Annotated in this window: 19 protein-coding genes; 5 read left to right on the top strand and 14 right to left on the bottom strand. The window is 72.8% G+C overall.

Going from position 1 to position 24,749, the window contains the following annotated elements; translation table 11 throughout:
* Positions 1 to 65: 65 nt before the first annotated feature.
* The 3 genes from ACFVGO_RS17495 to ACFVGO_RS17485 form a co-directional block, all read right to left on the bottom strand.
* Entirely contained in the window at positions 66 to 1,415 is a 1,350-nt protein-coding gene (locus tag ACFVGO_RS17495; RefSeq protein ID WP_359908321.1) for an NYN domain-containing protein, read from the bottom strand.
* Positions 1,416 to 1,733: 318 nt separating this feature from the next.
* Complete coding sequence (locus ACFVGO_RS17490; protein WP_359908324.1) at positions 1,734 to 2,783, bottom strand: aspartate-semialdehyde dehydrogenase; 1,050 nt, start codon at positions 2,781 to 2,783, stop codon at positions 1,734 to 1,736.
* Between the two features lie 114 nt (positions 2,784 to 2,897).
* Entirely contained in the window at positions 2,898 to 3,785 is an 888-nt protein-coding gene (locus ACFVGO_RS17485; RefSeq protein ID WP_359908327.1) for a dihydrodipicolinate synthase family protein, read from the bottom strand.
* Between the two features lie 93 nt (positions 3,786 to 3,878).
* Here ACFVGO_RS17485 and ACFVGO_RS17480 point away from each other — a divergent pair, with 93 nt between their 5' ends.
* Positions 3,879 to 4,766 (top strand): LysR family transcriptional regulator, encoded by an 888-nt coding sequence (locus ACFVGO_RS17480; protein WP_380632596.1) that lies wholly within the window; start codon positions 3,879 to 3,881, stop codon positions 4,764 to 4,766.
* Between the two features lie 88 nt (positions 4,767 to 4,854).
* Here the strand turns inward: ACFVGO_RS17480 and dnaE are convergent, their stop codons facing one another.
* Together dnaE and ACFVGO_RS17470 are read right to left on the bottom strand one after the other, a co-directional pair.
* Complete coding sequence (dnaE, locus tag ACFVGO_RS17475) at positions 4,855 to 8,388, bottom strand: DNA polymerase III subunit alpha (protein WP_359908333.1); 3,534 nt, start codon at positions 8,386 to 8,388, stop codon at positions 4,855 to 4,857.
* A gap of 179 nt (positions 8,389 to 8,567) precedes the next feature.
* Positions 8,568 to 9,647, bottom strand: a complete 1,080-nt coding sequence (locus tag ACFVGO_RS17470; protein ID WP_380632592.1) for a hypothetical protein — start codon at positions 9,645 to 9,647, stop codon at positions 8,568 to 8,570.
* 136 nt (positions 9,648 to 9,783) lie between these two features.
* On the opposite strand from ACFVGO_RS17470, the gene ACFVGO_RS17465 reads away from it, so the two are divergent.
* Complete coding sequence (locus ACFVGO_RS17465) at positions 9,784 to 10,203, top strand: I66 family serine proteinase inhibitor (RefSeq protein ID WP_359908338.1); 420 nt, start codon at positions 9,784 to 9,786, stop codon at positions 10,201 to 10,203.
* A gap of 42 nt (positions 10,204 to 10,245) precedes the next feature.
* Here ACFVGO_RS17465 and ACFVGO_RS17460 read toward each other — a convergent pair whose 3' ends face one another.
* Positions 10,246 to 10,749 (bottom strand): DUF3592 domain-containing protein, encoded by a 504-nt coding sequence (locus tag ACFVGO_RS17460; RefSeq protein ID WP_380632588.1) that lies wholly within the window; start codon positions 10,747 to 10,749, stop codon positions 10,246 to 10,248.
* 117 nt (positions 10,750 to 10,866) lie between these two features.
* Positions 10,867 to 11,547, bottom strand: coding sequence for an MOSC domain-containing protein (locus ACFVGO_RS17455; RefSeq protein ID WP_380632585.1), 681 nt, complete (start codon positions 11,545 to 11,547; stop codon positions 10,867 to 10,869).
* A gap of 159 nt (positions 11,548 to 11,706) precedes the next feature.
* Here ACFVGO_RS17455 and ACFVGO_RS17450 point away from each other — a divergent pair, with 159 nt between their 5' ends.
* Positions 11,707 to 12,486: a VOC family protein gene (locus ACFVGO_RS17450; protein WP_359908346.1), complete on the top strand. Its 780-nt coding sequence runs from the start codon at positions 11,707 to 11,709 to the stop codon at positions 12,484 to 12,486.
* A 70-nt stretch (positions 12,487 to 12,556) separates the two neighbouring features.
* Here ACFVGO_RS17450 and ACFVGO_RS17445 read toward each other — a convergent pair whose 3' ends face one another.
* The 3 genes from ACFVGO_RS17445 to ACFVGO_RS17435 form a co-directional block, all read right to left on the bottom strand.
* On the bottom strand, positions 12,557 to 13,135 hold the full coding sequence (locus ACFVGO_RS17445; protein WP_359908348.1) for a dienelactone hydrolase family protein: 579 nt from the start codon (positions 13,133 to 13,135) through the stop codon (positions 12,557 to 12,559).
* A gap of 75 nt (positions 13,136 to 13,210) precedes the next feature.
* Entirely contained in the window at positions 13,211 to 14,068 is an 858-nt protein-coding gene (locus ACFVGO_RS17440; RefSeq protein WP_359908379.1) for an ABC transporter permease, read from the bottom strand.
* Between the two features lie 95 nt (positions 14,069 to 14,163).
* A complete protein-coding gene (locus tag ACFVGO_RS17435; RefSeq protein ID WP_380632582.1) occupies positions 14,164 to 16,935 on the bottom strand; it encodes an alpha/beta fold hydrolase in 2,772 nt (923 codons plus the stop codon).
* A gap of 97 nt (positions 16,936 to 17,032) precedes the next feature.
* On the opposite strand from ACFVGO_RS17435, the gene ACFVGO_RS17430 reads away from it, so the two are divergent.
* Positions 17,033 to 18,052, top strand: a complete 1,020-nt coding sequence (locus ACFVGO_RS17430; RefSeq protein WP_380548658.1) for a mechanosensitive ion channel family protein — start codon at positions 17,033 to 17,035, stop codon at positions 18,050 to 18,052.
* Positions 18,053 to 18,186: 134 nt separating this feature from the next.
* Here ACFVGO_RS17430 and ACFVGO_RS17425 read toward each other — a convergent pair whose 3' ends face one another.
* The 4 genes from ACFVGO_RS17425 to ACFVGO_RS17410 form a co-directional block, all read right to left on the bottom strand.
* A complete protein-coding gene (locus ACFVGO_RS17425; protein WP_359908356.1) occupies positions 18,187 to 18,651 on the bottom strand; it encodes a GNAT family N-acetyltransferase in 465 nt (154 codons plus the stop codon).
* A 1-nt stretch (position 18,652) separates the two neighbouring features.
* Positions 18,653 to 19,591, bottom strand: a complete 939-nt coding sequence (locus tag ACFVGO_RS17420) for an RluA family pseudouridine synthase (protein ID WP_359908359.1) — start codon at positions 19,589 to 19,591, stop codon at positions 18,653 to 18,655.
* 52 nt (positions 19,592 to 19,643) lie between these two features.
* Positions 19,644 to 20,294 carry a signal peptidase II gene (gene lspA, locus ACFVGO_RS17415; protein WP_380355635.1) on the bottom strand — a complete coding sequence of 217 codons (651 nt, stop codon included), beginning with the start codon at positions 20,292 to 20,294 and terminating at the stop codon, positions 19,644 to 19,646.
* Between the two features lie 166 nt (positions 20,295 to 20,460).
* The gene (locus tag ACFVGO_RS17410; protein ID WP_359908365.1) at positions 20,461 to 20,925 is read right to left on the bottom strand and encodes a TraR/DksA family transcriptional regulator; all 465 of its coding nucleotides are present in this window, start codon (positions 20,923 to 20,925) and stop codon (positions 20,461 to 20,463) included.
* Positions 20,926 to 21,585: 660 nt separating this feature from the next.
* Between ACFVGO_RS17410 and ileS the strand changes: the two genes are divergently transcribed.
* Complete coding sequence (gene ileS, locus ACFVGO_RS17405) at positions 21,586 to 24,717, top strand: isoleucine--tRNA ligase (protein ID WP_380632577.1); 3,132 nt, start codon at positions 21,586 to 21,588, stop codon at positions 24,715 to 24,717.
* Positions 24,718 to 24,749: the final 32 nt, after the last annotated feature.

Raw genomic sequence — 24,749 nt, 5'->3', positions numbered from 1 at the left:
ACGCGCTCGTACGGGCGAACCGGACAACGGGGCCCTGCCGACCCCCGGGCCGCCGACCGGCCGGCTCAGTCGTCGACGACCATCGACCCGCCCGGCACCCGGGCCGCCAGTTCCTTCCAGAACCCGGCCCGGATGGCGTAGCGGTCGTGCTCGTCGATCTGGTCGTCCTTGTGCGCCAGCAGCCCGAAGCGGGCGGCGTAGCGCAGCAGCTCGCCGTCCACCCGGTGCGGGATGCGCGGGTAGTCGGGCCAGAGCATGGTGAGTCTCTCGGTGTCGCCGACGCGGTCGCTCCAGCGGCGGGCGAAGACCTGTCCGACTTCGTGGGCGTCGCCGCCGATGGAGGTGATGTCCTCCTCGCGGTCGGCCCAGCGCTGCTCGGCGGTGGTGAGCTGGGCGAGTGTGGGCAGGCTGTCGCCGGCGGTGACGGCGGGCTCCGGGGCGGGCCGGTCCACCCAGCCGCGGTCGGAGGACCAGCGCAGCACCGGCCCGGCCTGCGCGACGGCCCCGTGCCCGTTGACCCCGTGCCCGTTCGCGGCGTGCCCGTTCGTGCCGTGGCCGGTGGCCCCGGGGCCGTTGGTCCCGTTCGCCGACGGGGTGATCGCGGTGACGGAGGAGGCCCTGCCGGCGAGGTCCTTCGGCGTCGGGACGACCTTGAGCGCGGCCGCGGCCGGCTGCGGCCGGCCGTCGGCGTCGGGGTCCGCTCCCGCCGAGGCCGCGGCGGGGGCCGCGGCGGCCGAGGCGGCGGCCACCGGACGGACCACCGGCGGCACCACGGTGGGCAGGACGGCGGGCGGTGCGGCGGGCGGGGCGGCGAGGATCTTGGCGATCTCCTGCCGGGCCCCCGGGGCCGGGAACATGCTGGAGTGCTCCCGCAGCGAGAAGGAGCCCTCGATCCACTCCCGGTCCAGCACCCGCCGCTCGTCCGCCTCGCCGACCAGGTCCTCGGACTGGTTGAAGTCGCCGTCGGCGGCCTGCAGGGCCCACAGGTGGACGGCCACCCCGTGTTCCTTGGCGGTCATCATGCCGGGCAGCAGGTCCCCGTCACCGGTGATCAGCACGACGTCGGCGCAGGCCCGGTTGCGGGCGAGTTCGGAGAGTTCGGCGTGCATCGCGGCGTCCACGCCCTTCTGCACCCAGCGCCCCTCGGCCCGGGTGAGCGCGCCGAGCCGCACGGTGACCCGGGGCAGTACCCGCAGCCGCCGGTGCTCGGGCATCGGGCGCCGGTCGGGCGCGGCGTCGAACCAGTAGATCCGCAGCAGCGGCAGCCCGGTCTCGGCCTCGGCGCGCTCGCGCAGTGCGGTGATCAGGGCGGTGTGGTTCACCGTGACCTTGGACCGGGACGGATCCCCGGCGAGCAGGCTGGCGGCGGCGCCCAGCAGATATCCGGCGTCCACCAGGACGACACAGCGGTCCATCGCGCACCTCTTTTCGCTCGCCCTCGGAATCAGTCGGGTGGGTCGATTCGGGAATGGGCGGTCCTCCCGCCGTCCGGGCGTGCCGAGGTGAGGGGCCCCCGTCGTCGCCCGATCGTTGGGTCACCTTTTACCCCCGGTTCGCCCGCCGAACCTCGCCGGTTGTCCCGGCGCCGCAACAGCCGCCCCGGCGCGGAGCGAACAAAAGCGAGGGCGGGCCCCGTACAACGACGAGGCCCGCCCGAGGTCACGCGGCGGTGTTCCGACCGGTGGACGCCGGTGGTCCGGCCCGGGGGTCCGGCCGCGCAGGACCGGAGGCGCTCAGCCCCTGAGCTCGGCGGCGACCAGCTCGGCCAGCTGGACGGCGTTCAGCGCGGCGCCCTTGCGCAGGTTGTCGTTCGAGACGAACAGCGACAGTCCGTTGTCCACCGTCTCGTCCACCCGGATGCGGCCGACGTAGCTCGGGTCCCGGCCGGCGGCCTGGAGCGGGGTGGGGATGTCGGACAGCTCGACGCCGGGGGCGCCGCTGAGCAGCTCGACGGCGCGCTCGGGGCTGATCGGGCGCTCGAAGCGGGCGTTGATCTGCAGCGAGTGGCCGGAGAACACCGGGACGCGCACGCAGGTGCCGGCGACCTTCAGCTCCGGGATGCCGAGGATCTTGCGGCTCTCGTGGCGGAGCTTCTGCTCCTCGTCGGTCTCGTTGGAGCCGTCGTCCACGACGGAGCCGGCCAGCGGCACCACGTTGAAGGCGATCGGCCGCTGGTAGACCTTGGGCTCCGGGAACTCGACGGCGCCGCCGTCGTGGGCGAGCGCGGCGGCGCCCAGCTCGACGACCTTGGCGGCCTGGTCCTGGAGCTCGGCGACGCCGGCCACGCCGCTGCCGGAGACGGCCTGGTAGGTGGAGACGACGAGCGCGGCCAGGCCGGCCTCCTCGTGCAGCGGGCGCAGCACGGGCATGGCGGCCATGGTGGTGCAGTTCGGATTGGCGATGATGCCCTTGGGGCGGTCCGCGACGGCCTCCGGGTTGACCTCGGAGACGACCAGCGGGACCTCGGGGTCGCGGCGCCAGGCGGAGGAGTTGTCGATCACGACGGCACCGGCCGCGGCGACCTTGGGGGCCAGGGCCTTGGAGGTGGAGCCGCCGGCCGAGAAGATCACGATGTCCAGGCCGGTGTAGTCGGCCGTGGCCGCGTCCTCGACGGTGACCTCGGTGCCCTGCCAGGGCAGCGTGCGTCCGGCCGAGCGGGCCGAGGCGAACAGCCGCAGCTGCTCCACCGGGCCCAGTCCGCCTTCACGACCAGCGCGCTCCGCCAGGATCTCGCGGACCACGCCGCCGACCTGGCCGGTGGCACCGACAATGCCGATCTTCATCTCCGACTACTCCTCTGAATGGTGCTGTTCACAGCCGCACTCTGCCCATCATGCCTTGTCACGCGGGTGGGGCGGCCTGGTGTTCCACGGTGTGAGAGGCCGCCCGGACGACCCCTACTGGTCCAGACCACTGGCGAGGGCCAGCGCGGCGTCGACCTCCGCCCGCCCGGCCGGCAGCAGCGGCAGCCGCACGTCCGGGGTCGGGATGCGGCCCTGGGCGTGCAGCACGCCCTTGGTCACCGACGGGTTGGGCGCCGTGAAGGCGGACAGCGCCAGCCCGGTCAGCCGGTGCCCGAGCGCCCGTGCCCGCGCCACGTCCCCGGCCTGCCAGGCCTCGGCCAGCTCGACGAACCGGGCGGTCGCCAGGTGGGCGGAGGCGAGGATGCCGCCGGCCGCGCCCAGCGCCAGCATCGGCGAGAGGAACGCGTCCTCGCCGGTGAGGAAGGCGAATCCGGCGGGGGCGTCGGCGAGCAGCTCGGCGGCCGCCTGGTCCAACCCTCCGGTCGCGTACTTGACGCCCACCACGCCCTCGATCGCGGCGAGTTCGCGCAGCGCGGCGGTGGAGAGCTGCTGCCCGGTGCGGTACGGGATGTGGTAGACGATCAGCGGCAGCGGGCTGCTCGCGGCCAGTGCCCGGAAGTGCGCGACCGTCCCGGCCTCGCCGGCCCGGACGAAGGACGGCGTGGTGACCAGCGCCGCCGCCCGCGGCACCCGCGCGCCGAGCGCGGCCAGCGCCTCGCCGACGGCCCGGGTGTCGCCGCCGGAGGCTCCGACGGTCAGCTGCGCCCCGCGCGCGGCGCAGGCGGCCGCGGCGACGTCCACCACCGCGTCCCGCTCCTCGGCGGTCAGCGCGGCCGGCTCGCCGGTGGTGCCGAGCGCGACCAGCCCGGCCGCCCCGGCGTCCAGGACCTCGTGCGCCAGCTTCTCCAGCGCGTCGAGGGCGACGGAGCCGTCGGCGGCGAAGGGGGTGATCAGGGGGACGTGGATGCCCTTGAGTTCCATGTCCACGATCCTGCGGCCCGTCGATCGCCCAGGTCCAGTTCATATTTCCGACGCTTCTCGTAAGCTGAGCCGATGCTCGACTAGGCTGGCCCGATGCTGGACGTCCGACGCCTGCGCCTGCTGCGCGAACTCGCCCACCTCGGCACCATCGCGGCCGTCGCCGAGGCGCTCTCCTTCAGCCCTTCGGCGGTGTCCCAGCAGCTGTCCGTCCTGGAGAAGGAGGCGGGCGTCCCGCTGCTGGAGCGCACCGGGCGGCGGGTCACCCTCACCCCGGCCGGGCTGGGCCTCGTCCGGCACGCCGAGGCGGTGCTCGCCCTGCTGGAGCAGGCCGACGCCGAACTCGCCCACACCAAGCGGGGGTTGGCGGGCCCGCTGCGGATCGGCACCTACCCGTCGGCGGCCCGGGCGATCATCCCGGCGGTGCTCGCCGAACTGGCCGGCTGGCACCCGGGGCTGGAACCGATGGTCACCGAGGTGGACCCGGCGGCCGTCGGCGCGGCCCTGCGGGCGGGCGAGCTGGACGTGGCGCTGGTGCACGAGTACGACCTCGTCCCGGCCGACCCGGAGCCGGGCCTCGCGGTGACCCGCCCGGTCTTCACCGAGCCCATGTACCTGGCCGCCCGCACCCCGGGCACCGTCGCCGAGCAGCGCGGCGCCCCGTGGATCATGTCCCCGCCCGACACGCTCTGCCACACCATGGCCGTCCGGGCCTGCGAGGCGGCGGGCTTCGCGCCGCGCATCCGGCACCAGATCGACGACTTCACCACCGTGCTGGCCCTGGTCGCGGCCGGCCAGGGCGTCGCCCTGGTCCCCCACCTGGGCACGGCCGGCCTCCCGCCCGGGGTCGTCCTCACCCGCCTGCCGATGTACCGCCGCACCCGCGCCGCCTTCCGCGCCGGCGCCGGCTCCCACCCGGCCATCTCCGCCTTCGTCTCCGCCCTGCACACGGCCGTCCCGCCGGGCCTGGGCGGCGGCACCTGAGCCGGAGCCCCCGGGAGTGGCTCCTCCCCGGACGCGAAAGGCCCGGGGCGCCCACCGCGACGGGTGCCCCGGGCCTTTCGCCTCCGCGCTAACCCGCCAGACAGCTCGGCCCGAGCAGCTGCTTCAGGTCCCCGAACAGCGCCGGGTCCGACTTCACCCGGTGCCGGTCCAGTCGCAGCACCGTGGTCTTGTTGCGGCCCTCCAGCCGCACCCGCACCTCGGTGGTGCCGCGGTGGCTGCCCAGCACCTCGCCGAGCCGGGCGACCAGCGGCGGGGTGACCTTCCCGCTCGGGATGTTGATGACGATCGGCGCCTCGGCGTGCGCGTTCGACAGGTCGGGGACGGACAGCTCCATCCCCATCAGCCGCGGCACGTCCTCCCGCTTGTCCAGCTTGCCGCGCACGAAGACGACGGCGTCCTCGACGAGCTGCGAGGAGACCAGCTGGTAGCTGGCCGGGAAGAACATGCAGTCGATCGAGCCCGCGAGGTCCTCGACGGTCGCGATGGCCCAGGCGTTGCCCTGCTTGGTCATCTTCCGCTGGAGGCCCGAGATGATGCCGCCGATGGTGATGATCGTCCCGTCCGGCCGCTCCGCGAGGTCCGCGACCGCGCAGTCCGCCTTGTCGGCGAGCACGTGCTCGATGCCGTGCAGCGGGTGCGAGGAGACGTACAGGCCGAGCATCTCCCGCTCCTGGGTGAGCAGGAAGGACTTCTCCCACTCCTCCTCGGAGAAGACGACGTCCAGGCCGAAGCTCGGCTCGTCGGCGGTGGCGTCGCCGCCGAAGAGGTCGAACTGCCCCTCGGCCTCCTTGCGCTTCACGCCGACGACGTTGTCGATCATCGGCTCGAACTGGGCGCTCAGGCCCTTGCGGGTGTGGCCGAGCGAGTCGAAGGCACCGGCCTTGATCAGCGATTCGACGGTCCGCTTGTTGCAGACCACCGACTCCACCTTGTCCAGGAAGTCGGGGAAGGACGCGAACTTCCCCTTCGCCTTCCGGGTCCGGATCATCGAATCGACCACCGGCCCGCCGACGTTGCGGATGGCGGTCAGGCCGAAGCGGACCAGGGTGTCACCGTGCGGGGTGAAGTCCGAGTCCGACTCGTTGACGTCCGGCGGCAGCACCTGGATGCCCATCTTGCGGCACTCGTTGAGGTAGACCGCGGACTTGTCCTTGTCGTCCTTGACGGAGGTGAGCAGGCCGGACATGTACTCGGCCGGGTAGTTGGCCTTGAGGTAGGCCGTCCAGTACGAGACCAGCCCGTAGCCGGCGGTGTGGGCTTTGTTGAACGCGTAGCCGGAGAAGGGGACGAGGACGTCCCACACGGCCTGGATGGCCGCGTCGGAGTAGCCGCGCTCGCGGCAGCCCTTCTGGAAGGGGACGAACTCCGCCTCCAGGATCTCCTTCTTCTTCTTGCCCATGGCCCGGCGCAGCAGGTCCGCCTGTCCGAGCGAGTAGCCGGCCAGGATCTGCGCGGCCTTCTGCACCTGCTCCTGGTAGACGATCAGGCCGTACGTCGGCCGGAGCACCTCCTCCAGGGGCTTCTCCAGCTCCGGGTGGATCGGGGTGATCTCCTGCTGGCCGTTCTTGCGCAGCGCGTAGTTGGTGTGGGAGTTGACGCCCATCGGGCCCGGACGGTACAGCGCCAGAACGGCGGAGATGTCCTCGAAGTTGTCGGGCTTCATCAGGCGCAGCAGCGAGCGCATCGGCCCGCCGTCGAGCTGGAAGACGCCGAGCGTGTCGCCGCGGGCGAGGAGTTCGTAGGTCGGCTTGTCGTCGAGCGGCAGCTTGAGCAGCTCGATCTTCTCGCCCTTGTTCTTCTCGATCGCCTTGACGGCGTCGTCCATGATCGTCAGGTTGCGCAGGCCGAGGAAGTCCATCTTGAGAAGGCCGAGGCCCTCACAGGTCGGATAGTCGAACTGCGTGATGGTGACGCCGTCGGTGTGCCGGGTCCAGACCGGGATGTGGTCGGTCAGCGGCTCGGCGGACATGATGACGCCGGCGGCGTGCACACCGGGCTGGCGGATCAGGCCCTCGATGCCGCGCGCGGTGTCGATGACCTTCCGGACGTCCGGGTCGGTCTCGTACAGCCCGCGGATCTCGCCGGCCTCGCTGTAGCGCGGGTGCGAGGAGTCGGTGATGCCGGAGAGCGGGATGCCCTTGCCCATGACGTCCGGCGGCATCGCCTTGGTGATCCGGTCGCCCATCGCGTACGGGTAGCCGAGGACGCGCGAGGAGTCCTTGATGGCGGCCTTCGCCTTGATGGTGCCGTACGTGACGATCATGGCGACCTTGTCGGATCCCCACTTCTCCGTCACGTAGCGGATCACGTCACCGCGCCGGCGCTCGTCGAAGTCGATGTCGACATCGGGCATGGAGATGCGCTCGGGGTTGAGGAAGCGCTCGAAGATCAGGCCGTGCGGGATGGGGTCGAGGTCGGTGATGCCCATCGCGTACGCGACCAGCGAGCCGGCCGCCGAACCACGGCCGGGACCCACCGCGATGCCCTGGCTCTTGGCCCACATGATGAAGTCGGCGACCACGAGGAAGTACGCCGGGAACCCCATCTGGATGATGGTGTCCATCTCGTACTCGGCGAGCTTCTTGTGCTCCTCGTCGTACCCGCCCGGGAAGCGCCAGTCCATCCCCTCCCAGACCTTGGACTTGAAGAAGTCCGCCTCGGACTCGAAGCCCTCCGGGATGGGGAAGCGGGGCATCAGGTTCTTGAACTTGAACATGCCCTCGGTGTCGACCCGGGAGGCGACGAGGAGCTGGCTGTTGCGGCAGCCCTCCTGCCAGGCGTCCGAGGAGTCGAGGGCGTACATCTCGGCGGCGGACTTGATGTAGTAGCCGGTGCCGTCGAAGCGGAAGCGGTCCGGGTCGGAGAGGTTCTTGCCGGTCTGGACGCAGAGGAGGAGGTCGTGCGCGCCGGCGTCGGCCTCGGTGGTGTAGTGCGAGTCGTTGGTGACGACCGGGGGGATGTTGAGCTTCCTGCTGATCTCCAGCAGCCCGTCGCGGACCCGCTTCTCGATGTCGAGGCCGTGGTCCATCAGCTCCAGGAAGTAGTTCTCCTTGCCGAAGATGTCCTGGTAGTCGGCGGCGGACTTCAGCGCCTCGTCGACCTGGCCGAGGCGCAGCCGGGTCTGCACCTCGCCGGACGGGCAGCCGGTGGTGGCCATCAGGCCGCCGGACAGCTCCGCGATCAGCTCCTTGTCCATCCGGGGCCACTTCACCAGCCAGCCCTCGGCGTAGGAGCGCGAGGTCAGCTTGAAGAGGTTGTGCAGGCCCTCCTTGTTGCGGGCCCAGATGGTCTTGTGGGTGTACGCGCCGGACGCGGAGACGTCGTCCCGCTTCTGGTGCGGCTGGCCCCACAGGATGCGCTTGGTGTTGGAGCGGGACTCCGGGGCGACGTACGCCTCGATGCCGATGACGGGGGTGATGCCCGCGTCGGTCGCCTGCCGGTGGAACTCGGCGGCGCCGTACATGTTGCCGTGGTCGGTCATCGCCACGTGGGTCTGCCCGAGGCGCTCGACCTCCTTGAACATCTGCTTCAGCCGGGCGGCACCGTCCAGCATCGAGTACTCGGTGTGGACGTGCAGATGCGCGAACGGCTGATCGCTCAAGGCGGGGCCTCCGGAGGCTCTGGTGCTGGTCTGGTGGGCCGGCGAACGCGCAGGTCACGGGGGAAACGCCCCGGAAATGGGTGTGGCCCGGAACACCTCTCGGGGTCCGGACCACCACTCACGCGTTCACGCGTCCACTCTAGCCCCCCACCGCCGGGTTGCCCCTCTTCCGGGAAGGCCTACCGGGCGAGCCCGGCGAGTCGTCCCGCGGCCGCCTCACGGACCTCCGGCTCCTCGATCGGATCGTCCCGCAGGAGGGCCAGGCGCTCCCGCACGTCGGGCCGGTCGGGGGCGTGCTCGACGGCGAGGAGCCGGGCTCGCGGCTCGCAGTCCCACAGCGACTCGGTGTACGCCTCGGCCATGCCCGGGGCCCCCATCGCCGACAACGCCTCCAGGTAGTCGGCACGCTCGTACGAGTGCGGGGTGCAGAGCCAGAAGCGGCGCAGCAGGGAGACGGCACCGGCCGCCTCCGGCCCGAAGCGGGCGAGGCGGGCGAGACCGCGCGCGAGCTCGTCCGGCCCGCACCAGGACCGGTCCACCCACCGCCGCTCCAGCTCGGCGATCAAGGCCGGCACGTCCCCCTCGTCACCGTGAGCGGCCAGCACCGCGTAGCCGATCTCGGCCAGCCACGCCCGCTCCGAAGCCGCCCACTCCCGGGCCGCCGGCACGGCCTGCTCGGCCAGCCGCTCGACGGCCTTGCCCAGCAGCGGCAGCGGTCGGGTGCCGTCGGCGGAGCCGAGGCCGGGCACCAGCGGGATCAGCGCGGGCTCGGGCGGGCGGAGCGAGAGGGCCACGAGAGCGGAGGTCCTGGCTCCCTCCGGCGCCGCCGGATCGCGCAGCAGGGCCAGCAGGCCCGTACTGTCCCGCTCCGGGTACGGATCCGGCCGCCGCACCGGGCGACGCGCGGACGGCTCGTCCTCCTCCGGAACGAAGTCCGGCAGCGCCGCCCGGGCGTCCGCCGAGCCGGCGAGCACCAGCAGTTCCAGCACGCCGGTGGCCCGGCCCCGGGTGTCCTCGTCCTGGGCCGTCGCCATCTCGACCACGGGCCCGAGCGGGAGTTCCAGGTCCCGGATCAAGCGGGCGAGGTACAGGTGTCGGTCGTCCACCTGCGAGTCCCAGCGCCAGTCCCAGCGGATGCAGCCGTGGACGAGTTCGGCGACCGACATCCGGTCCTCGGCGGCTATCCGCGCGCCCTGGCCCCGGCCGCGCTGGAGGAGGCCGAGGAGGGTGGTCGGCGGCGCGTAGTGGTCGCTGTGCATGGGGTCCATCGTGCCGCAGCCCCCGGCGCGGGGCGTAGCTCGTTCAGGTGATGGCGGGCCGAGGCCCCTGCCCCGGCTTCCTCCGAGCACGTACAACTGTCCTGCATCTCGCCCGCACCGCGAAGGAATGACAGCCATGGCCCAGTTGGAGTCCGGCCTCTACACCATCCAGCACGGCGACGCCAGGATCGGCCGAGCCCGTCACGAAGCCCTGGACCTCTCCCCCAAAGCCGTCTTCGCCGACACCGACGACCAGGACGCCGTCTGGGTCGTCGAGGCCCACCCCGACAACCGCTACCGGCTCTACGCGAAGGGCGCCCCGACGGCCGTGGAGGACCTCGGGCCCGCCGGCCCGCTGGTCTCCCTCCTCCTCGACCAGGGCGACGCCCCGGAGTGGGAGCTGATCCCCGTCGACGGCACCCCGAACACGTACCGGATCGCGTCCCCCCACGGTTCCTCGTGGACCGTCCTCGAACCCGGCAGGCGGAGCCCGATCGAGGTCATCCCCGTCCTCGAAGGCGCCACCGCCTTCACCTTCGAGAAGCTCGACGTCTGATCCCCCGAGCCGCGCCCCTCGCCCTCCCCGGGCGAGGGGGCGTCACGTCGCCCCGGGCCGGCTGCGCGCCCGGGTGAGCCATCGGTACGCGAGAAGGACCGCGAGGCCCAGCAGGACCATGACCACCGACGCGACCACGGCGACCACGTCGAGCGCGTTCCGGCTCAGTGAGTTCCAGAAACCGATGCTCGAAGCGAGGGCGGCGGTGTCGGTGTGCCGGGGGTCGTACACCACCGTCACGGTGTCACGGGCCTTGACGCTGCCGGTGACGTAGGCGAGTCGGGTCTCGACGGACGCCCCCTCGGACGTCGTGAACCGCACCCGGCACTCGGAGTTGCCCGCCGGGTTGTCCTGCGGCCCGCTCACCTCCACGCACCCGGTGACGACCGCCGTGGCGTGGACGCCGCGGCTGCGCAGAGCCGACGTCACCCCCATGTCGTGCGGTATCAGATAGACCAGGCTGAGGACGAACAGCAGGACCCCCAGGCCGATCATCGCGAGCGAACCGTTCCGCACGGTCCGGCCGTGGTCCGGCGCGTTCTCCATCGGTCCCCCCGGTGTCAGCCCAGCTGCCCACGTGCGCTCACGCTAGCCGTACCCACCGACACCGGCCGTACCGTCGTGGGCCCCGATCGCGAGGCGGCCGGACGGTGGCCGGTGTGCTCACAGCGCCGCGTCCAGGGGCCGGACCCGGCGGCGCACCAGCTCCTTGATCTCCTCCGGGAACGCCTCCACCGCCAACAGGCTTGGCAGCAGCTCCGGTTCGGTCGTCACCGCGCGGAACGACCGGGCCACCGTGACGTCGTGGTCCGGACGGTGCACCACCTCCACCGCGTCCCCGGCGCGCAGCTCGCCCGGTGCGACCACCCGCAGGTAGGCGCCCGGCAGGGCCGCCTCGGTGAAGCGCCGGATCCAGCCCTCCCTCGCCAGCCAGCCCTGGAAGGTGCCGCAGGGGATGCGCGCGCAGGACACCTCCAGGACGATGTCCGGGCCGATCCGCCAGCGCTCCCCGATCAGCGCGTCGTTCACGTCCAGGCCCGTGGTGGTCAGGTTCTCGCCGAAGGAGCCGTTGGCCAGTTCCCGGCCCAGCTCGGTCTGCCAGCCGTCCAGGTCCTCCCGGGCGTAGGCGTACACCGCCTGGTCGTCGCCGCCGTGGTGCTTCAGGTCGTACACCCGGTCCCCGGCCAGGGCGATCGCGCCCGTCCCCCGGGGGCCCGGTGCGGCCACCGCGACCGGGCCGTCCACCGGGCGCTTGTCGATGCCGGTGAGCCCGAGGTCCTTCTTCCACGGGTTCGGCCGGGGCCTGCCGACGTTGACGGAGAGCAGTCGCGCCTGTGCGTCCATATGTCGACCGTACGCCGAACGGGCGCACCTGTACGGCCATCGGGGAGCTCTCCGCCCTGGTCCCGCCCGGGCCGGCGGCCGCGGCGGTGTGTCGAGTGGCGAGCCACGGTGCACGAGGAGATGGTGACCGGCAGGGACCCCTCACCAGAAAGGGCGATCATGCCCGAAGTCACCACCCCGTACGCGACCGGCACCCCGTGCTGGGTCGATCTGATGGCCAAGGACCAGCAGGCCGCGCTGGACTTCTACCGCGACCTCCTCGGCTGGCAGGGGCAGGCCGGCCCGGCCGAGTTCGGCGGCTACGCCGTCTGCACCCTCAACGGCAAGGCCGCGGCCGGCATCGGCCCGGGGACGGCCCCCGAGGGGATGCCGGAGCCGCCGACCGTCTGGACCAGCTACCTGGCCTCCACCGACGCCCAGGCCACCCAGGACGCGATCGTCGCCGCCGGCGGCACCCTGATCGTCCCGGTCATGGACGTCGGCGACCTGGGCCGGATGCTGATCGCCGCCGACCCGCAGGGCGCGGTGTTCGGCGTCTGGCAGCCGGGCGAGTTCTTCGGCGCCCAGGTCGTCAACGAGGCCGGCGCGCTGACCTGGAACGAGCTGCACACCAGCGACATCCCGGCCGCCACCGCCTTCTACGGCGAGGCGTTCGGCATCGAGATCGAGCCGATGCCGGGAGTGGACTCGTACTGGGTACTGAACGTCGGCGGCCGGGCGGTGGGCGGCGCCACCCTGCTCGCCAACGACCCGCCCGGCACCCCGGCCCACTGGCTGACGTACTTCGCGGTCGACGACGTCGACTCCACCGTGGACGCCCTGGTCAAGAGCGGCGGCACCGTCCTCGCCCCGCCCTTCGACATGATGGCCGGCCGGATGACCGTCGTCACCGACCCGCAGGGCGCCCCCTTCGCCATGATCAAGCCCCAGCCGCTCTGACCCCGAGCCCGACCGTTCCGCCCGCCCGGACTCCCGCCCGGGCGGGCGAGGCCGTGTCCCGCCGCAGCCGTCAGTCGTCCAGCTCCGCGAGGAAGTCCAGCGACGCCGCCCAGGCGCGCTCGGCCGCCTCCTCGTCGTAGTCCGGCAGCTCCGGGTCGGTGAACAGGTGCCCGGCGCCCCGGTAGCGGTGCACCTCCACCTCGGCCCCGGCCCGCCGCATCCGCAGGTACCAGGCGTTCAGCCAGTCCTCCGGCTCGAACGGGTCCGGCTCCGCGATGTGCAGCTGCACCGGGATCTCGGTGGCCGCGTCCTCCCGCAGGTCCGAGGTGCCGTGCAGGAGCAGCAGCCCGCGGGCCTTCTCGTCGGCCAGTGCCAGGTTCTGCGCCACCGCGCCGCCGAGCGAGAAGCCGGCGTACACCAGCCCGCCCTCGGACACCGGCGCGGCCGCGGTCACCGCCCGCCGCAGCAGCTCGTCACGGCCGCCGAGTTCCTCCTGGAACTCCTGCGCCTCCTCGACGGACTCGAAGGTCCGCCCGTCGAACAGGTCCGGCGTGTGCACGGTGTGCCCGGCGGCGCGCAGCCGCTCGGCGGCGGCGCGCACGGCGGGGCGCAGCCCGTAGGCGGAGTGGAAGAGGACGATCTGGGCCACGGTTCGGGTCCTTCACCAGCGAGGTCAGCTACCCACCCATGATCCCGCATGCCCCGGCGGTGCCCCACCGCACGCCTACGACACCACGTCCTTGCGCGCGAACCCCCGGAACGCCAGCGCCAGCAGCACCGCCGCGTACGAGAGCGACAGCGAGACGCCCTGCACCATGCCGCCCCATTCCAGCTGCGGCTGCAGGGCGTCCGCCCAGGAGTACTGCCAGTGCGCCGGCAGCCACTCCCGCAGGTCGCCCAGCGCGGTGACGGCGTCCAGCACCCCGGTGATGATCGAGGCGAACACCGCGCCGCCGACGGCGCCCAGGGGCGCGTCCGTCGCGGTGGAGAGCCAGAAGGCGAGCGCCGCGATCACGGTCTCGCTCAGGAGGACGAAGGCCACCGCGATGGCGATCCGGGGCAGCGCCTGCCCGGCCGGCAGGCTGACCCCGGCGGGCAGTTCGAGGTCCCCCCAGCCGTACGCGGCCGTGCCGACGACCAGCCCGATCGCGGGCAGCATCACCACCGCCACCGCCGAGAACGCCAGGCCGACGGCGAACTTGCGGGCCAGCAGCCGGGCCCGGGGCACCGGTGCGGCCAGCAGGTAGCGCAGCGAGGACCAGCTGGCCTCGGAGGCGACGGTGTCCCCGCAGAACAGCGCGACGGGGATGACCAGCATGAAGCCGGTGCCGACGAACAGCATGGTGACCGCGAAGTTGGCCCCCGAGGCGGTGGCCAGCTCGATGAAACTGGTCCGGCCCGGACGGCCCGGGGTACCGCCGATCTGGAACGCGGCCAGGAGGACGAACGGCATGGCGGCCAGCACCCCGCCGATCACCATCGTGCGGCGCCGGCGCAGCTGCCGCATGGCCTCCACCCGCAGCGGCAGCGTCCGGCTCGCCCGGTACCCCTCGGCGTGGTCCCTCGACTCGGCGCGGTCCATCGACTCGGCGTGGTTCCTCGACTCGGCGCGGTCCTCGGCACGGTCCATCGACTCGGCACGGTCCTTCGGCTCGGTGTGGTCCTTCGGGGCGACGCTCACGCTCCACCTCCGATCAACGACAGGAACGCGTCCTCCAGGCGGCGCTGCGGCCCGGCGCTCTCCACCGGTACCTCCAGCCGCACCAGTTCGGCCAGCAGCGCGCTGGCCGCCAGTCCGTCCAGGCGCACCAGCAGGCCGCCGTCGACGGCCTCCACCGAGCCGACCCCGGCGAGCGCGGCGACCTTCTCGACCACCGGCACCGGGTCGTACGGGCCGGCGATGCCGATCATCAGCAGCTCGCCGGCGCCCACGATGTCCCCGACCGGGCCGGCCGTGACCAGCCGCCCGCGGTCCATCACCACCAGGTCCGTACAGCTCTGCTCGACCTCGGACAGCAGGTGGCTCGACACGATCACGGTCCGCCCGCCGGCCGCGTAGCGGATCATCACCTCGCGCATCTCACGGATCTGCGGCGGGTCCAGCCCGTTGGTCGGCTCGTCCAGGATCAGCAGGTCCGGCATCCCGAGCATCGCCTGCGCGATCGCCAGCCGCTGCCGCATGCCCTGCGAGTACGTCCGCACCGCGCGGTCCAGCGCCTCGCCGAGCCCGGCGATGGCCAGCGCCTCGTCGAAGCGGGCGTCGGCCTCCGGCCGTCCGGTCGCCTGCCAGTACAGCCGCAGGTTGGCCCGCCCGGTGAGGTGCGGCAGGAAGCCCGCGCCCTCCACGAACGCCCCGACCCGCGAGAGCACGGGCGCGCCGGGCCGCACCAGGTGACCGAAGATCCGGATCTCCCCGGCGTCCGGCCGGATGAGTCCCATCAGCATCCGCAGCGTGGTGGTCTTGCCGGCACCGTTCGGCCCGAGCAGGCCGAGCACCTGTCCCTGCTCCACCCGGAAGCCCAGTTCCCGTACGGCGTAGCGGTCCTGGGCGCCCTTGTAGCGCTTGCTCAGCCCGCTGATCCGCAGCGGCACCGCGGCCAGCTCCGGGTCGAAGGCGGGCCCGGCGGCCCGGCGGCGGCGCAGCCGCGGCGCCAGCACCAGGGCCGCGGCCACCAGGACGGCGATCACCGGCAGCAGCCAGGTGCGCGAGGGCAGCGGGGCCGCCTCGGTGACCAGTTCGGCGACGGTCGGCGCGGTGAGCGCCCCGGCCGGTGCCACCCGGTAGGTGGCCGGCTCGACCGGCGAGGCGTAGGCGAGGTCGGTGGCGGCCAGCACCAGTCGCACCCGGTGCCCGGCGGGGAAGGTGTGGTCCACGGTCGGCAGCTCGACCGTGACGGTCTGCCCGGCGTCCGCGCCGGTGACCCGCAGCGGGGCGGCGAGCTGCTGCGGCAGCACCGCCTTGCCGTCCGGCCCGACGTCGTACAGCTTCGCGAACAGGACCGCGTCCGGCCGGTCCGCCGTCACCCGCACCGGCACGGTCGGCTGCCCGGTCAGGTGCAGCGGCGAGTCCAGCGGCACCGAGTCGAAGGCGGCGTTCTGCCCGGGGAAGTCCAGTGAGAGCCCGGCGCCCAGCGAGGCCGCCTGGCTGAGCGCGCCGACGCCCGGCAGGGTCGAGATCCCGGGCGGCGCGCCGCCGGGAGGGTTGGCGAGGGTCTGCTCGCCGCCCGTCAGCTCGACGGTCCGCGAGCCGGTTCCGCCCAGCCCCGGGTACCGGTCGGCGGTGGCTCCGCGCAGCACGGCCTGGAAGCCGGTCGAGTCGACCCCGCCGGTGCGGGTGACCCGGAAGGCGGCGCCGGTGTCGTTGCCGTCCCCCTTCAGGTAGTGGTCGAACCAGGCGGTCACCCGGTCGTCGACCCGGGCGCTGGTGTCCGTCCCGCCGTCGTGGCCGCCGGCGAACCAGTCCACCGCGACCGGCGCGCCGTTGGCGGCCACCGCCTTGGCGATGCGGTCGCCCTGGTCCAGCGGGAACAGCGAGTCCTGCTGCCCCTGCACCACCAGCGTGGGCGCCTTGAGCTGCGCCGCCACCGAGGACGGGCTGGAGCGCTCCAGCAGCGCGACGGCCTCCGGATCGGCGTGCCCGGCGGTGGCGACCCGGTCGTACATCCGGCAGAGCGAGTCCAGGAACCGCCCGCAGCCGACCGGCCCGTCCGCGGTCGGCTTCGGCCCGCCGCCCTCCCGCGGCGCCCCGCCGGAGGGCCCGAGGTCCCCGGCCGAGCCGGTGGTGAAGAAGATCCCGGCCCACAGCTTCTTGAACACGCCGTCCGCCGCGCCCGAGCCCTGGACGCCCTGCGGGAACAGCGCGTCGGCCAGGTTCCACCAGGTGATCTGGGTGGCGACGGCGTCGATCCGGGGGTCGTACGCGGAGGCCAGCAGCGAGACCGCCCCGCCGTACGAGGCGCCGGTGATGCCGACCTTCGGGTCGCCGGCGGCGTCCAGCTGCACCTCGGGCCGCTGGGCCAGCCAGTCCACCAGGTGCTTGACGTCCTCGACCTCGCGGTCCGGCGCGTTCAGCCCGATCCTGCCGCCCGAGTGGCCGAAGCCGCGCGCCGACCAGGTCAGTACCGCGTACCCCTGCCGGGCCAGCTGTTCGGCGCGCTCGCGCTCGCCCTCCTTGGAACCGCCGAAGCCGTGCGCCAGGAGCACCGCCGGGCGCGGACCGCCGCCGGTGGTGAAGAAGGAGGTGTCCAGCTGGACCTGCTGGGTGCTGCCGGGCGTCTCCGGCATGCTGAGGAAACGGTCCTCCTGGTGGACCGCCCGCTCACCGCCGGACGCCACCGTCGCGGTGCCGGCCGCGGCCACCGCCACCAGGGCCACCGCCCCGGCCAGCAGCCCGCGTCCGACCGTTGTTCCCCGGGCGCGCCAGCGACGCCATGCCCCACCGAACTCCATGGGCGCTGATCGTATCCGCCGTCCGGGTAGGTGTCCGATAAAGCCGCCACACCATTTCGCCCGGTTCGCCCCACTGTGCCCGAGTATCGTACGGCGCATGCCCTGGCCGCTGATCTCACTGCTCGCCACCGTCGCCGCCACCCTGGCGATCGGCTGGATCGTCGACCAGGCCCTCCAGCGGATCGCCGCCCGCAACCCCTCGGCCCCGGTCTGGCCGCTGCTGCGCCGCTGCCGGATCCCGCTCCAGCTCTCCGTCGTGTCGGCCCTGCTGCTCGCGGCCAGACCGCTCCAGCGGATCTTCCACCTGAAGGGCGACGCCGGCGCCCAGCACCTGCTCCTGCTGTTCCTGCTCGCCTCGCTGGGCTGGCTCACCGTCCGCGTGGTGGCCGCCCTCCTGGAGGCGCTGCTCAGCCGCTACGAGACCCGCGTCGACGACCCGGCCCGGGTCCAGCGGGTGCGCACCCAGATCGGCATGCTGCGCCGGGTGGCCGGCGCGCTGATCGTCGTGGTCACGGTGGCCGTGATGCTGCTGACCTTCTCCGCCATGCGCACCGTCGGCGCCAGCCTGCTCGCCTCGGCGGGCGTCATCGGCATCGTGGCCGGCATCGCCGCCCAGAGCACCCTGGGCAACTTCTTCGCCGGCCTCCAGATCGCCTTCAGCGACACCGTCCGGATCGGCGACACCGTGGTGGTGGACGGCCAGCAGGGCACCGTCGAGGAGATCACCCTCACCTACCTGGTGGTCCGGCTCTGGGACTACCGCCGGCTGGTCGTCCCGGTCTCGTACTTCGTCAACAAGCCCTTCGAGAACTGGACCCGCCGCGACCCCGGCCTGCTCGCCGCCGTGCTGCTCCACCTCGACCACACCACCCCGATGGAGGAGCTGCGCGCCGTCCTGCGCGCCCGCCTGGACCGGCACCCGCTGTGGGACGGCGACGAGTGGGCCCTGCACGTCACCGACACCACGCCCAGCACCATCGTCGTCCGCGCCACCATGACGGCCCGCACCCCGGACGACGCCGCCCGGCTCCGCTTCGACATCCGAGAACAGCTCATCGCCCACCTGCGCGACGAGCACCCCCACGCCCTCCCCCGCCTGCGCACCACCGAAGGCTGAACCGCGACCGCGACCGCGCCGGAAACAAGAGTTCCCCGCACCCCGACCGGGGCACGGGGAACCGCGCGAAGCGAAGGGCGACCAGCGGGAACCCGCCCCGGAGGTACGGCGCCGTCCGACCGGAACGCCTACAGCTACAACATCCGCGTCATCGTCCGGTGCGGGATGCCCGCGGAGTCGTACACGGGCCCCTCGGCCACGTACCCCAGCCGCTCGTAGAACCCGAGCGCCCGCACCTGCGCGTGCAGCTCGACCTCCACCGCGCCGCGCTCGGCCCCCGCGGCCTCGACCGCCCGTACGAGCACCGCCCCGAGGCCCGTCCCCCGGGCCGCCGCGACGACCGCGAGCCGCCCGAGCAGCACGCGCCCCTCGACACCGCCGGTGAGCTCGCGCGCCTGCTCCCCGAAGATCAGCCGCGCCGTCCCCAGCGCGGCCCCGTCGGCCCCGAGGGCCAGCAGGTGCACCGAGGTCGCGTCGTACTCGTCGTACTCCAGCTCCTCCGGCACGTTCTGCTCGACGACGAAGACCTCGCGCCGGACGGCCCGCACGAGCTCCAGGTCCGCCTCCCCCTCGGCGATCCGGACGGTGGCAGCCGCCACCTCAGCTCTCCGCCGCGATGATGTCCAGCGACTTCCTGAGGTCCTCCGGGTACTCGCTGGAGAACTCGACCCACTGCCCGTCCGCCGGGTGCTCGAAGCCGAGCGACACCGCGTGCAGCCACTGCCGGGTCAGGCCCAGCCGCTTGGCCAGCGTCGGGTCGGCGCCGTACGTCAGGTCGCCCACGCAGGGGTGCCGCAGCGCGGACATGTGGACGCGGATCTGGTGGGTGCGCCCGGTCTCCAGCTTGATCGCCAGCAGCGACGCGGCCCGGTACGCCTCGATCAGGTCGTAGTGGGTGACGGACGGCTTGCCGTCCCGGGTGACGGCCCACTTCCAGTCCGAGCTGGGGTGCCGGCCGATCGGCGCGTCCACCGTCCCGCTCATCGGGTCCGGGTGGCCCTGCACCAGGGTGTGGTAGCGCTTCTCGGTGATCCGGTCGTGGAACTGCCGCTTGAGGTCGGTGTAGGCGCGCTCGGACTTGGCGACCACCATCAGCCCGGAGGTGCCGACGTCCAGCCGGTGCACGATGCCCTGGCGCTCGGCGGCGCCCGAGGTGGAGATCCGGTACCCGGCCGCGGCCAGCCCGCCGATCACGGTGGGGCCGGTCCAGCCCGGGCTGGGGTGCGCGGCGACGCCGACCGGCTTGTCGACCAGCACGATGTCCTCGTCGTCGTGGACGATGCGCATGCCCTCGACCGCCTCGGCGACGATCCGCACGGGCGCGGCCGGGGCCGGGATCTCGACCTCCAGCCAGGAGCCGGCGGTCACCCGGTCCGACTTGCCGGCCGCGGCGCCGTCGAGCGTCACCTTGCCGTCGGCGGCCAGCTCGGCGGCCTTGGTCCGGGAGAAGCCGAACATCCGGGCCAGGGCGGCGTCGAGGCGCTCGCCCTCCAGGCCGTCGGGAACGGGGAGGCTGCGGATCTGCGCTGCGGTACTCACCCGTACGAGTATGCCGGAAACGCGGCCCTCCCCCGCCCGCCGGTGGCCGGGGCTACTTCTCCGCCTGCTCCGTCTTCTCCGCCTTGTCGGCCTGCTGGTGGAGCGTCCCGTCCGGGTTGCTGCCCCGGAAGGAGAGCAGCACCACCAGGATTCCGCCGCAGACGATCGCCGAGTCCGCGAGGTTGAAGACCGCGAAGTGCTGGACGGAGATGAAGTCCACCACATGCCCGCGGAAGACGCCGGGGGCGCGGAACAGCCGGTCGGTGAGGTTGCCGAGCGCCCCGCCGAGCAGCAGCCCGAGCGCGATCGCCCAGGGCAGGCTGTACAGGCGGCGCGCGATCCGCCAGATCACCACGATGACGGCGGAGGCGATCATCGTGAAGACGACGGTCAGCGCCTGCCCCATCCCGAAGGCCGCGCCCGAGTTGCGGATCACCTGGAAGGTGACCACGTCCCCGATCACCTTGATCGCCGCGTGGTTCTCCAGCCGGGCGACCACCAGCAGCTTGCTGCCCAGGTCGATCAGGAAGGCGAGCACCGCCACGACCAGCAGCACCCCGACCCGGCGCCGCCCCTTGGGCTTCTCGGTCCCCGCGTCGTCCACGGACGCCCCGGTCGGCTCCGCCACGGGCACCTCCACGGCATCGGCGGGGGACGGGACGGCGTCGTCCCGGGTCTGGGGGGAACCTTGCGTGCTGATGATCCGCTCCGCTGCCGATGGAGCTCCCCCGGTCCGCAGGAGGGGGAGGGTGGTGGGCCGGTGACAGCCTGCCCGCGTTCACGAACGCGTCAGGCGACGTTACTCGGGCGACATTACGGGGTCGAGCGTACGGCAAGCCCGACCCCGCGCGTCGCTCCGGTCGCCCGGTTCAGCGGCGTTCCTGCTTGGCCTTGCACTGCACGCAGAGCGTCGCCCTGGGGAAGGCCTGCATCCGGGCCTTGCCGATGGCCTGCCCGCAGGACTCGCAGGTGCCGAAGCCGACGCCCTCCAGTCGATCCAGCGCGCGCTCGGTCTGGGCCAGGCTGTCCCGCGCGTTGTTGGCCAGCGCCAGCTCGCTCTCCCGCGAGATGTTCTTCGTACCGGCGTCCACCTGGTCGTCGCCGGCTCCGTCGTTGGAGTCGCGCATCAGGCCGGAGATGGCCGCCTCGGCGGCGCCGATCTCGGTCCGGAGCCGGTCCAGGTCGCTGATCAGCTCGTCGTGCAGCTCGTGGACCTCCTCGGCGGTCCACGGGTCCTCGCCGGGCCGGACCGGCAGCGTGGCCGGGTCCACCGACTCGGCGCCTCTCGGCGCGGTGACGGTGTCGGTGCTGCTCTTCGGTGCGGTAGTGGTCACGGGCCCCTCCCCTGGGTCGACCGCCACGGCCTTGCGTGCCCGCTTGGTGGCGGTGCCCGCGCCGGTTCCCTTCTCAGCCATGGCTTTCGACCCCATCTACGAACGAATCGAGCCGCCGGTTCCCGGCGGCTTCCAGTGCCGGAACGATAATCCCGATCAAAACCGGTCACAACATGACATACCGACGCCTCATAACGTTCCCACCCAGGCAGCCGTCCCAACCGTCACGCCCCGTGCGCTCAGAGATTTGTGCCCAGATCGACTCCGGCTAACCTCCCTCGGCGAACGCCCCCGGAACGCTCCCGGAGCGCCCCCGGAGTGCTCCGGGCCACCCACCGGGAAACGGTTTGGACAAACCGCCGCACCCGGCCGATACACTGGCGGGGCAAGGCGCAGATGGGACGAGTACCGACGTACGCAGCCACCAGCGACCCGGGGACGGTGCGAGCCCGGGGGTGTGCACGACGGGAAGATCACCCCGGAGCCGCCGGAAGAACGGCCGCCGCGATGCCGCGGTGGCCCACTAGACCCGGCAGCAAGCCCAAACAAGAGGGCCGCGAACGCAGCACCGCGGCCAAGGAGGGTGGTACCGCGGGACGGCCGGGCCGTCTCGTCCCTCCGGAGGATCCAGTCCCGCATCCACCGGAGGTAGACGCCGCGATGGCCAGCTCCTACAACCCCGTCCCCGCGCAGGTGGATCTGCCTGCCCTGGAGCACCAGATCCTGTCCTTCTGGCAGGACAACAAGATCTTCCAGCGCAGCCTGGAGCAGTCCGAGGGCCGCCCCGAGTGGGTGTTCTACGAGGGCCCGCCCACCGCCAACGGCATGCCCGGCGCCCACCACATCGAGGCCCGCGTCTTCAAGGACGTCTTCCCGCGCTTCCGGACCATGAAGGGCTACCACGTCGCCCGCAAGGCCGGCTGGGACTGCCACGGCCTGCCGGTCGAGCTCGCCGTCGAGAAGGAGCTGGGCTTCTCCGGCAAGCAGGACATCGAGGCGTACGGCATCGCCGAGTTCAACGCCAAGTGCCGCGACTCGGTGACCCGCCACACCGACGCCTTCGCCGAGCTGACCACCCGCATGGGCTACTGGGTCGACCTCGACGAGGCCTACCGCACGATGGACCCGTCGTACGTCCAGTCCGTGTGGTGGTCGCTCCAGCAGATCTTCGACAAGGGCCTGCTGGTCCAGGACCACCGGGTCGCCCCCTGGTGCCCGCGCTGCGGCACCGGCCTGTCGGACCACGAGCTGGCCCAGGGCTACGAGACCGTGGTCGACCCCTCGGTCTTCGTCCGCTTCCCGCTCACCAGCGGCCCGCTGGCCGGCCGGGCCGCCCTGCTGGTGTGGACCACCACCCCGTGGACCCTGGTCTCCAACACCGCCGCCGCCGTCCACCCGGAGGTCACCTACGTGGTGGCCACCGACGGCGAGGAGCAGCTGGTCGTCGCCGAGCCGCTGGTCGCCAAGGCGCTCGGCGAGGGCTGGGAGACCACCGGCGAGTCCTTCACCGGCGCCGAGATGGAGCGCTGGGCCTACCGCCGCCCCTTCGACCTGGTCGAGATCGAGAACGCCCACTACGTCCTCAACGCCGACTACGTCACCACCGAGGACGGCACCGGCATCGTCCACCAGTCCCCCGCCTTCGGCGCGGACGACCTCGCGACCTGCCGCAAGTACGGCCTGCCGGTGGTCAACCCGGTGCTCGGCGACGGCACCTTCGCCCCCGAGGTCCCGCTGGTCGGCGGCCAGTTCTTCAAGAAGGCCGACGAGGCCCTGGTCGCGGACCTCAAGGAGCGCGGCCTGCTCTTCCGTCACCTGCCGTACGAGCACAGCTACCCGCACTGCTGGCGCTGCCACACCGCGCTGCTCTACTACGCGCAGCCGTCCTGGTACATCCGGACCACCGCCGTCAAGGACGCGATGATCCGCGAGAACGAGGCCACCAACTGGTTCCCGGACACGGTCAAGCACGGCCGCTTCGGCGACTGGCTGAACAACAACATCGACTGGGCGCTCAGCCGCAACCGCTACTGGGGCACCCCGCTGCCGATCTGGCGCTGCGAGGAGGGCCACCTCACCTGCGTCGGCTCGCTGGCCGAGCTGTCCGAGCTCACCGGCACCGACCAGAGCGGCCTCGACCCGCACCGCCCGTACATCGACGCGGTGACCTTCGCCTGCCGCGACTGCGGCGGCACCGCCACCCGCGTGCCCGAGGTCATCGACGCCTGGTACGACTCGGGCTCGATGCCCTTCGCCCAGTACGGCTACCCGTACCAGAACAAGGAGCTGTTCGAGAAGCGCTACCCGGCGCAGTTCATCTCCGAGGCGATCGACCAGACCCGCGGCTGGTTCTACACGCTGATGGCGGTCGGAACCCTGGTGTTCGACAGGAACAGCTACGAGAACGTCGTCTGCCTGGGCCACATCCTGGCCGAGGACGGCCGCAAGATGTCCAAGCACCTGGGCAACATCCTCCAGCCGATCCCGCTGATGGACCAGCACGGCGCCGACGCCGTCCGCTGGTTCATGGCGGCCGGCGGTTCGCCCTGGTCGGCCCGCCGGGTCGGCCACGGCACCATCCAGGAGGTGGTCCGCAAGACCCTCCTCACCTACTGGAACACCGTCGCCTTCCAGGCCCTGTACGCCCGCACCTCGAACTGGGCGCCGTCGGCGAACGACCCGGCCCCGGCCGACCGCCCGCAGCTGGACCGCTGGGTGCTCTCCGAGCTGAACACCCTGGTCCGCGAGGTCGACGCGGCCTACGAGGCGTACGACACCCAGCGCGCCGGCAAGCTGCTGTCGGGCTTCGTCGACGACCTGTCCAACTGGTACGTCCGCCGCGGCCGCCGCCGCTTCTGGCAGGGCGACGCCGCCGCGCTCGCCACGCTGCACGAGGCGCTGGAGACGGTCACCCGCCTGATGGCCCCGCTCACCCCGTTCATCACCGAGCGGGTCTGGCAGGACCTGGTCGTCCCGGTCGCCCCGGAGGCCCCGGCCTCGGTGCACCTGGCCACCTGGCCGGAGGCCGACGAGTCGCTGATCGACACCGAGCTCTCCCGGCACATGGCGCTGGTCCGCCGCCTGGTCGAGCTGGGCCGGGCCACCCGCGCCGAGTCCGGCGTGAAGACCCGTCAGCCGCTCTCGCGCGCGCTGGTCGCCGCCCAGGGCTGGGAGGAGCTGCCGGCCGACCTGCGCGCGCAGATCGCCGAGGAGCTCAACGTCTCCGCCCTGGAGTCGCTGGCGGAGGTCGGCGGTTCGCTGGTCGACACCAGCGCCAAGGCCAACTTCCGCGCGCTGGGCAAGCGTTTCGGCAAGGGCGTCCAGGACGTCGCCAAGGCGGTCGCCGCCACCGACGCCGCCCGCCTGGCCGCCGAACTGCGCGCCTCGGGCACCACCTCCGTCGAACTGAACGGTGAACCGATCACCCTCTCCCCCGACGAGGTGATCATCACCGAGACCCCGCGCGAGGGCTGGGCCGTCGCCAACGAGTCCGGCGCCACCGTCGCCCTCGACCTGGCCATCACCCCGGAGCTCAAGCGGCTCGGCATCGCCCGCGACGCCATCCGCCAGATCCAGGAGGCCCGCAAGAACTCCGGCCTGGACGTCGCCGACCGCATCGTCCTGCGCTGGCGCGCCACCTCGGAGGAGACCGCCGAAGCCATCGCCGAACACGGCCCCCTCGTCGCCGAGGAGGTCCTCGCCACCGACTTCGCCGCCGGCGCGGCCGACTGGGACTCCGAGACCTTCGCCGACGACTCCCTCGGCCTCGCCTTCCAGCTCCGCAAGGCCTGACCCGCACCACCCCCGAACCGCCGCCCGGCTCC

This window comes from Kitasatospora sp. NPDC057738 (genome assembly GCF_042798815.1).
Lineage (GTDB): Bacteria > Actinomycetota > Actinomycetes > Streptomycetales > Streptomycetaceae > Kitasatospora > Kitasatospora lactacystinica.
Note: the sequence above shows the minus strand (reverse complement) of the source record. Positions and strands in the feature narration are given on the sequence as shown.

Bases quoted from the DNA above. Each gene is read 5' to 3' on its own strand.
- ACFVGO_RS17470 (WP_380632592.1), bottom strand. From the start codon at position 9,647: ATGCACAGCGACCACTACGCGCCGCCGACCACCCTCCTCGGCCTCCTC.
- ACFVGO_RS17450 (WP_359908346.1), top strand. From the start codon at position 11,707: ATGCCCGAAGTCACCACCCCGTACGCGACCGGCACCCCGTGCTGGGTC.
- ACFVGO_RS17440 (WP_359908379.1), bottom strand. From the start codon at position 14,068: ATGGACCGCGCCGAGTCGAGGGACCACGCCGAGGGGTACCGGGCGAGC.
- ACFVGO_RS17495 (WP_359908321.1), bottom strand. From the start codon at position 1,415: ATGGACCGCTGTGTCGTCCTGGTGGACGCCGGATATCTGCTGGGCGCC.
- ACFVGO_RS17490 (WP_359908324.1), bottom strand. From the start codon at position 2,783: ATGAAGATCGGCATTGTCGGTGCCACCGGCCAGGTCGGCGGCGTGGTC.
- ACFVGO_RS17485 (WP_359908327.1), bottom strand. From the start codon at position 3,785: ATGGAACTCAAGGGCATCCACGTCCCCCTGATCACCCCCTTCGCCGCC.
- ACFVGO_RS17460 (WP_380632588.1), bottom strand. From the start codon at position 10,749: ATGGAGAACGCGCCGGACCACGGCCGGACCGTGCGGAACGGTTCGCTC.
- ACFVGO_RS17435 (WP_380632582.1), bottom strand. From the start codon at position 16,935: ATGGAGTTCGGTGGGGCATGGCGTCGCTGGCGCGCCCGGGGAACAACG.
- ileS (WP_380632577.1), top strand. From the start codon at position 21,586: ATGGCCAGCTCCTACAACCCCGTCCCCGCGCAGGTGGATCTGCCTGCC.
- ACFVGO_RS17430 (WP_380548658.1), top strand. From the start codon at position 17,033: ATGCCCTGGCCGCTGATCTCACTGCTCGCCACCGTCGCCGCCACCCTG.
- ACFVGO_RS17480 (WP_380632596.1), top strand. From the start codon at position 3,879: ATGCTGGACGTCCGACGCCTGCGCCTGCTGCGCGAACTCGCCCACCTC.
- ACFVGO_RS17455 (WP_380632585.1), bottom strand. From the start codon at position 11,547: ATGGACGCACAGGCGCGACTGCTCTCCGTCAACGTCGGCAGGCCCCGG.
- ACFVGO_RS17465 (WP_359908338.1), top strand. From the start codon at position 9,784: ATGGCCCAGTTGGAGTCCGGCCTCTACACCATCCAGCACGGCGACGCC.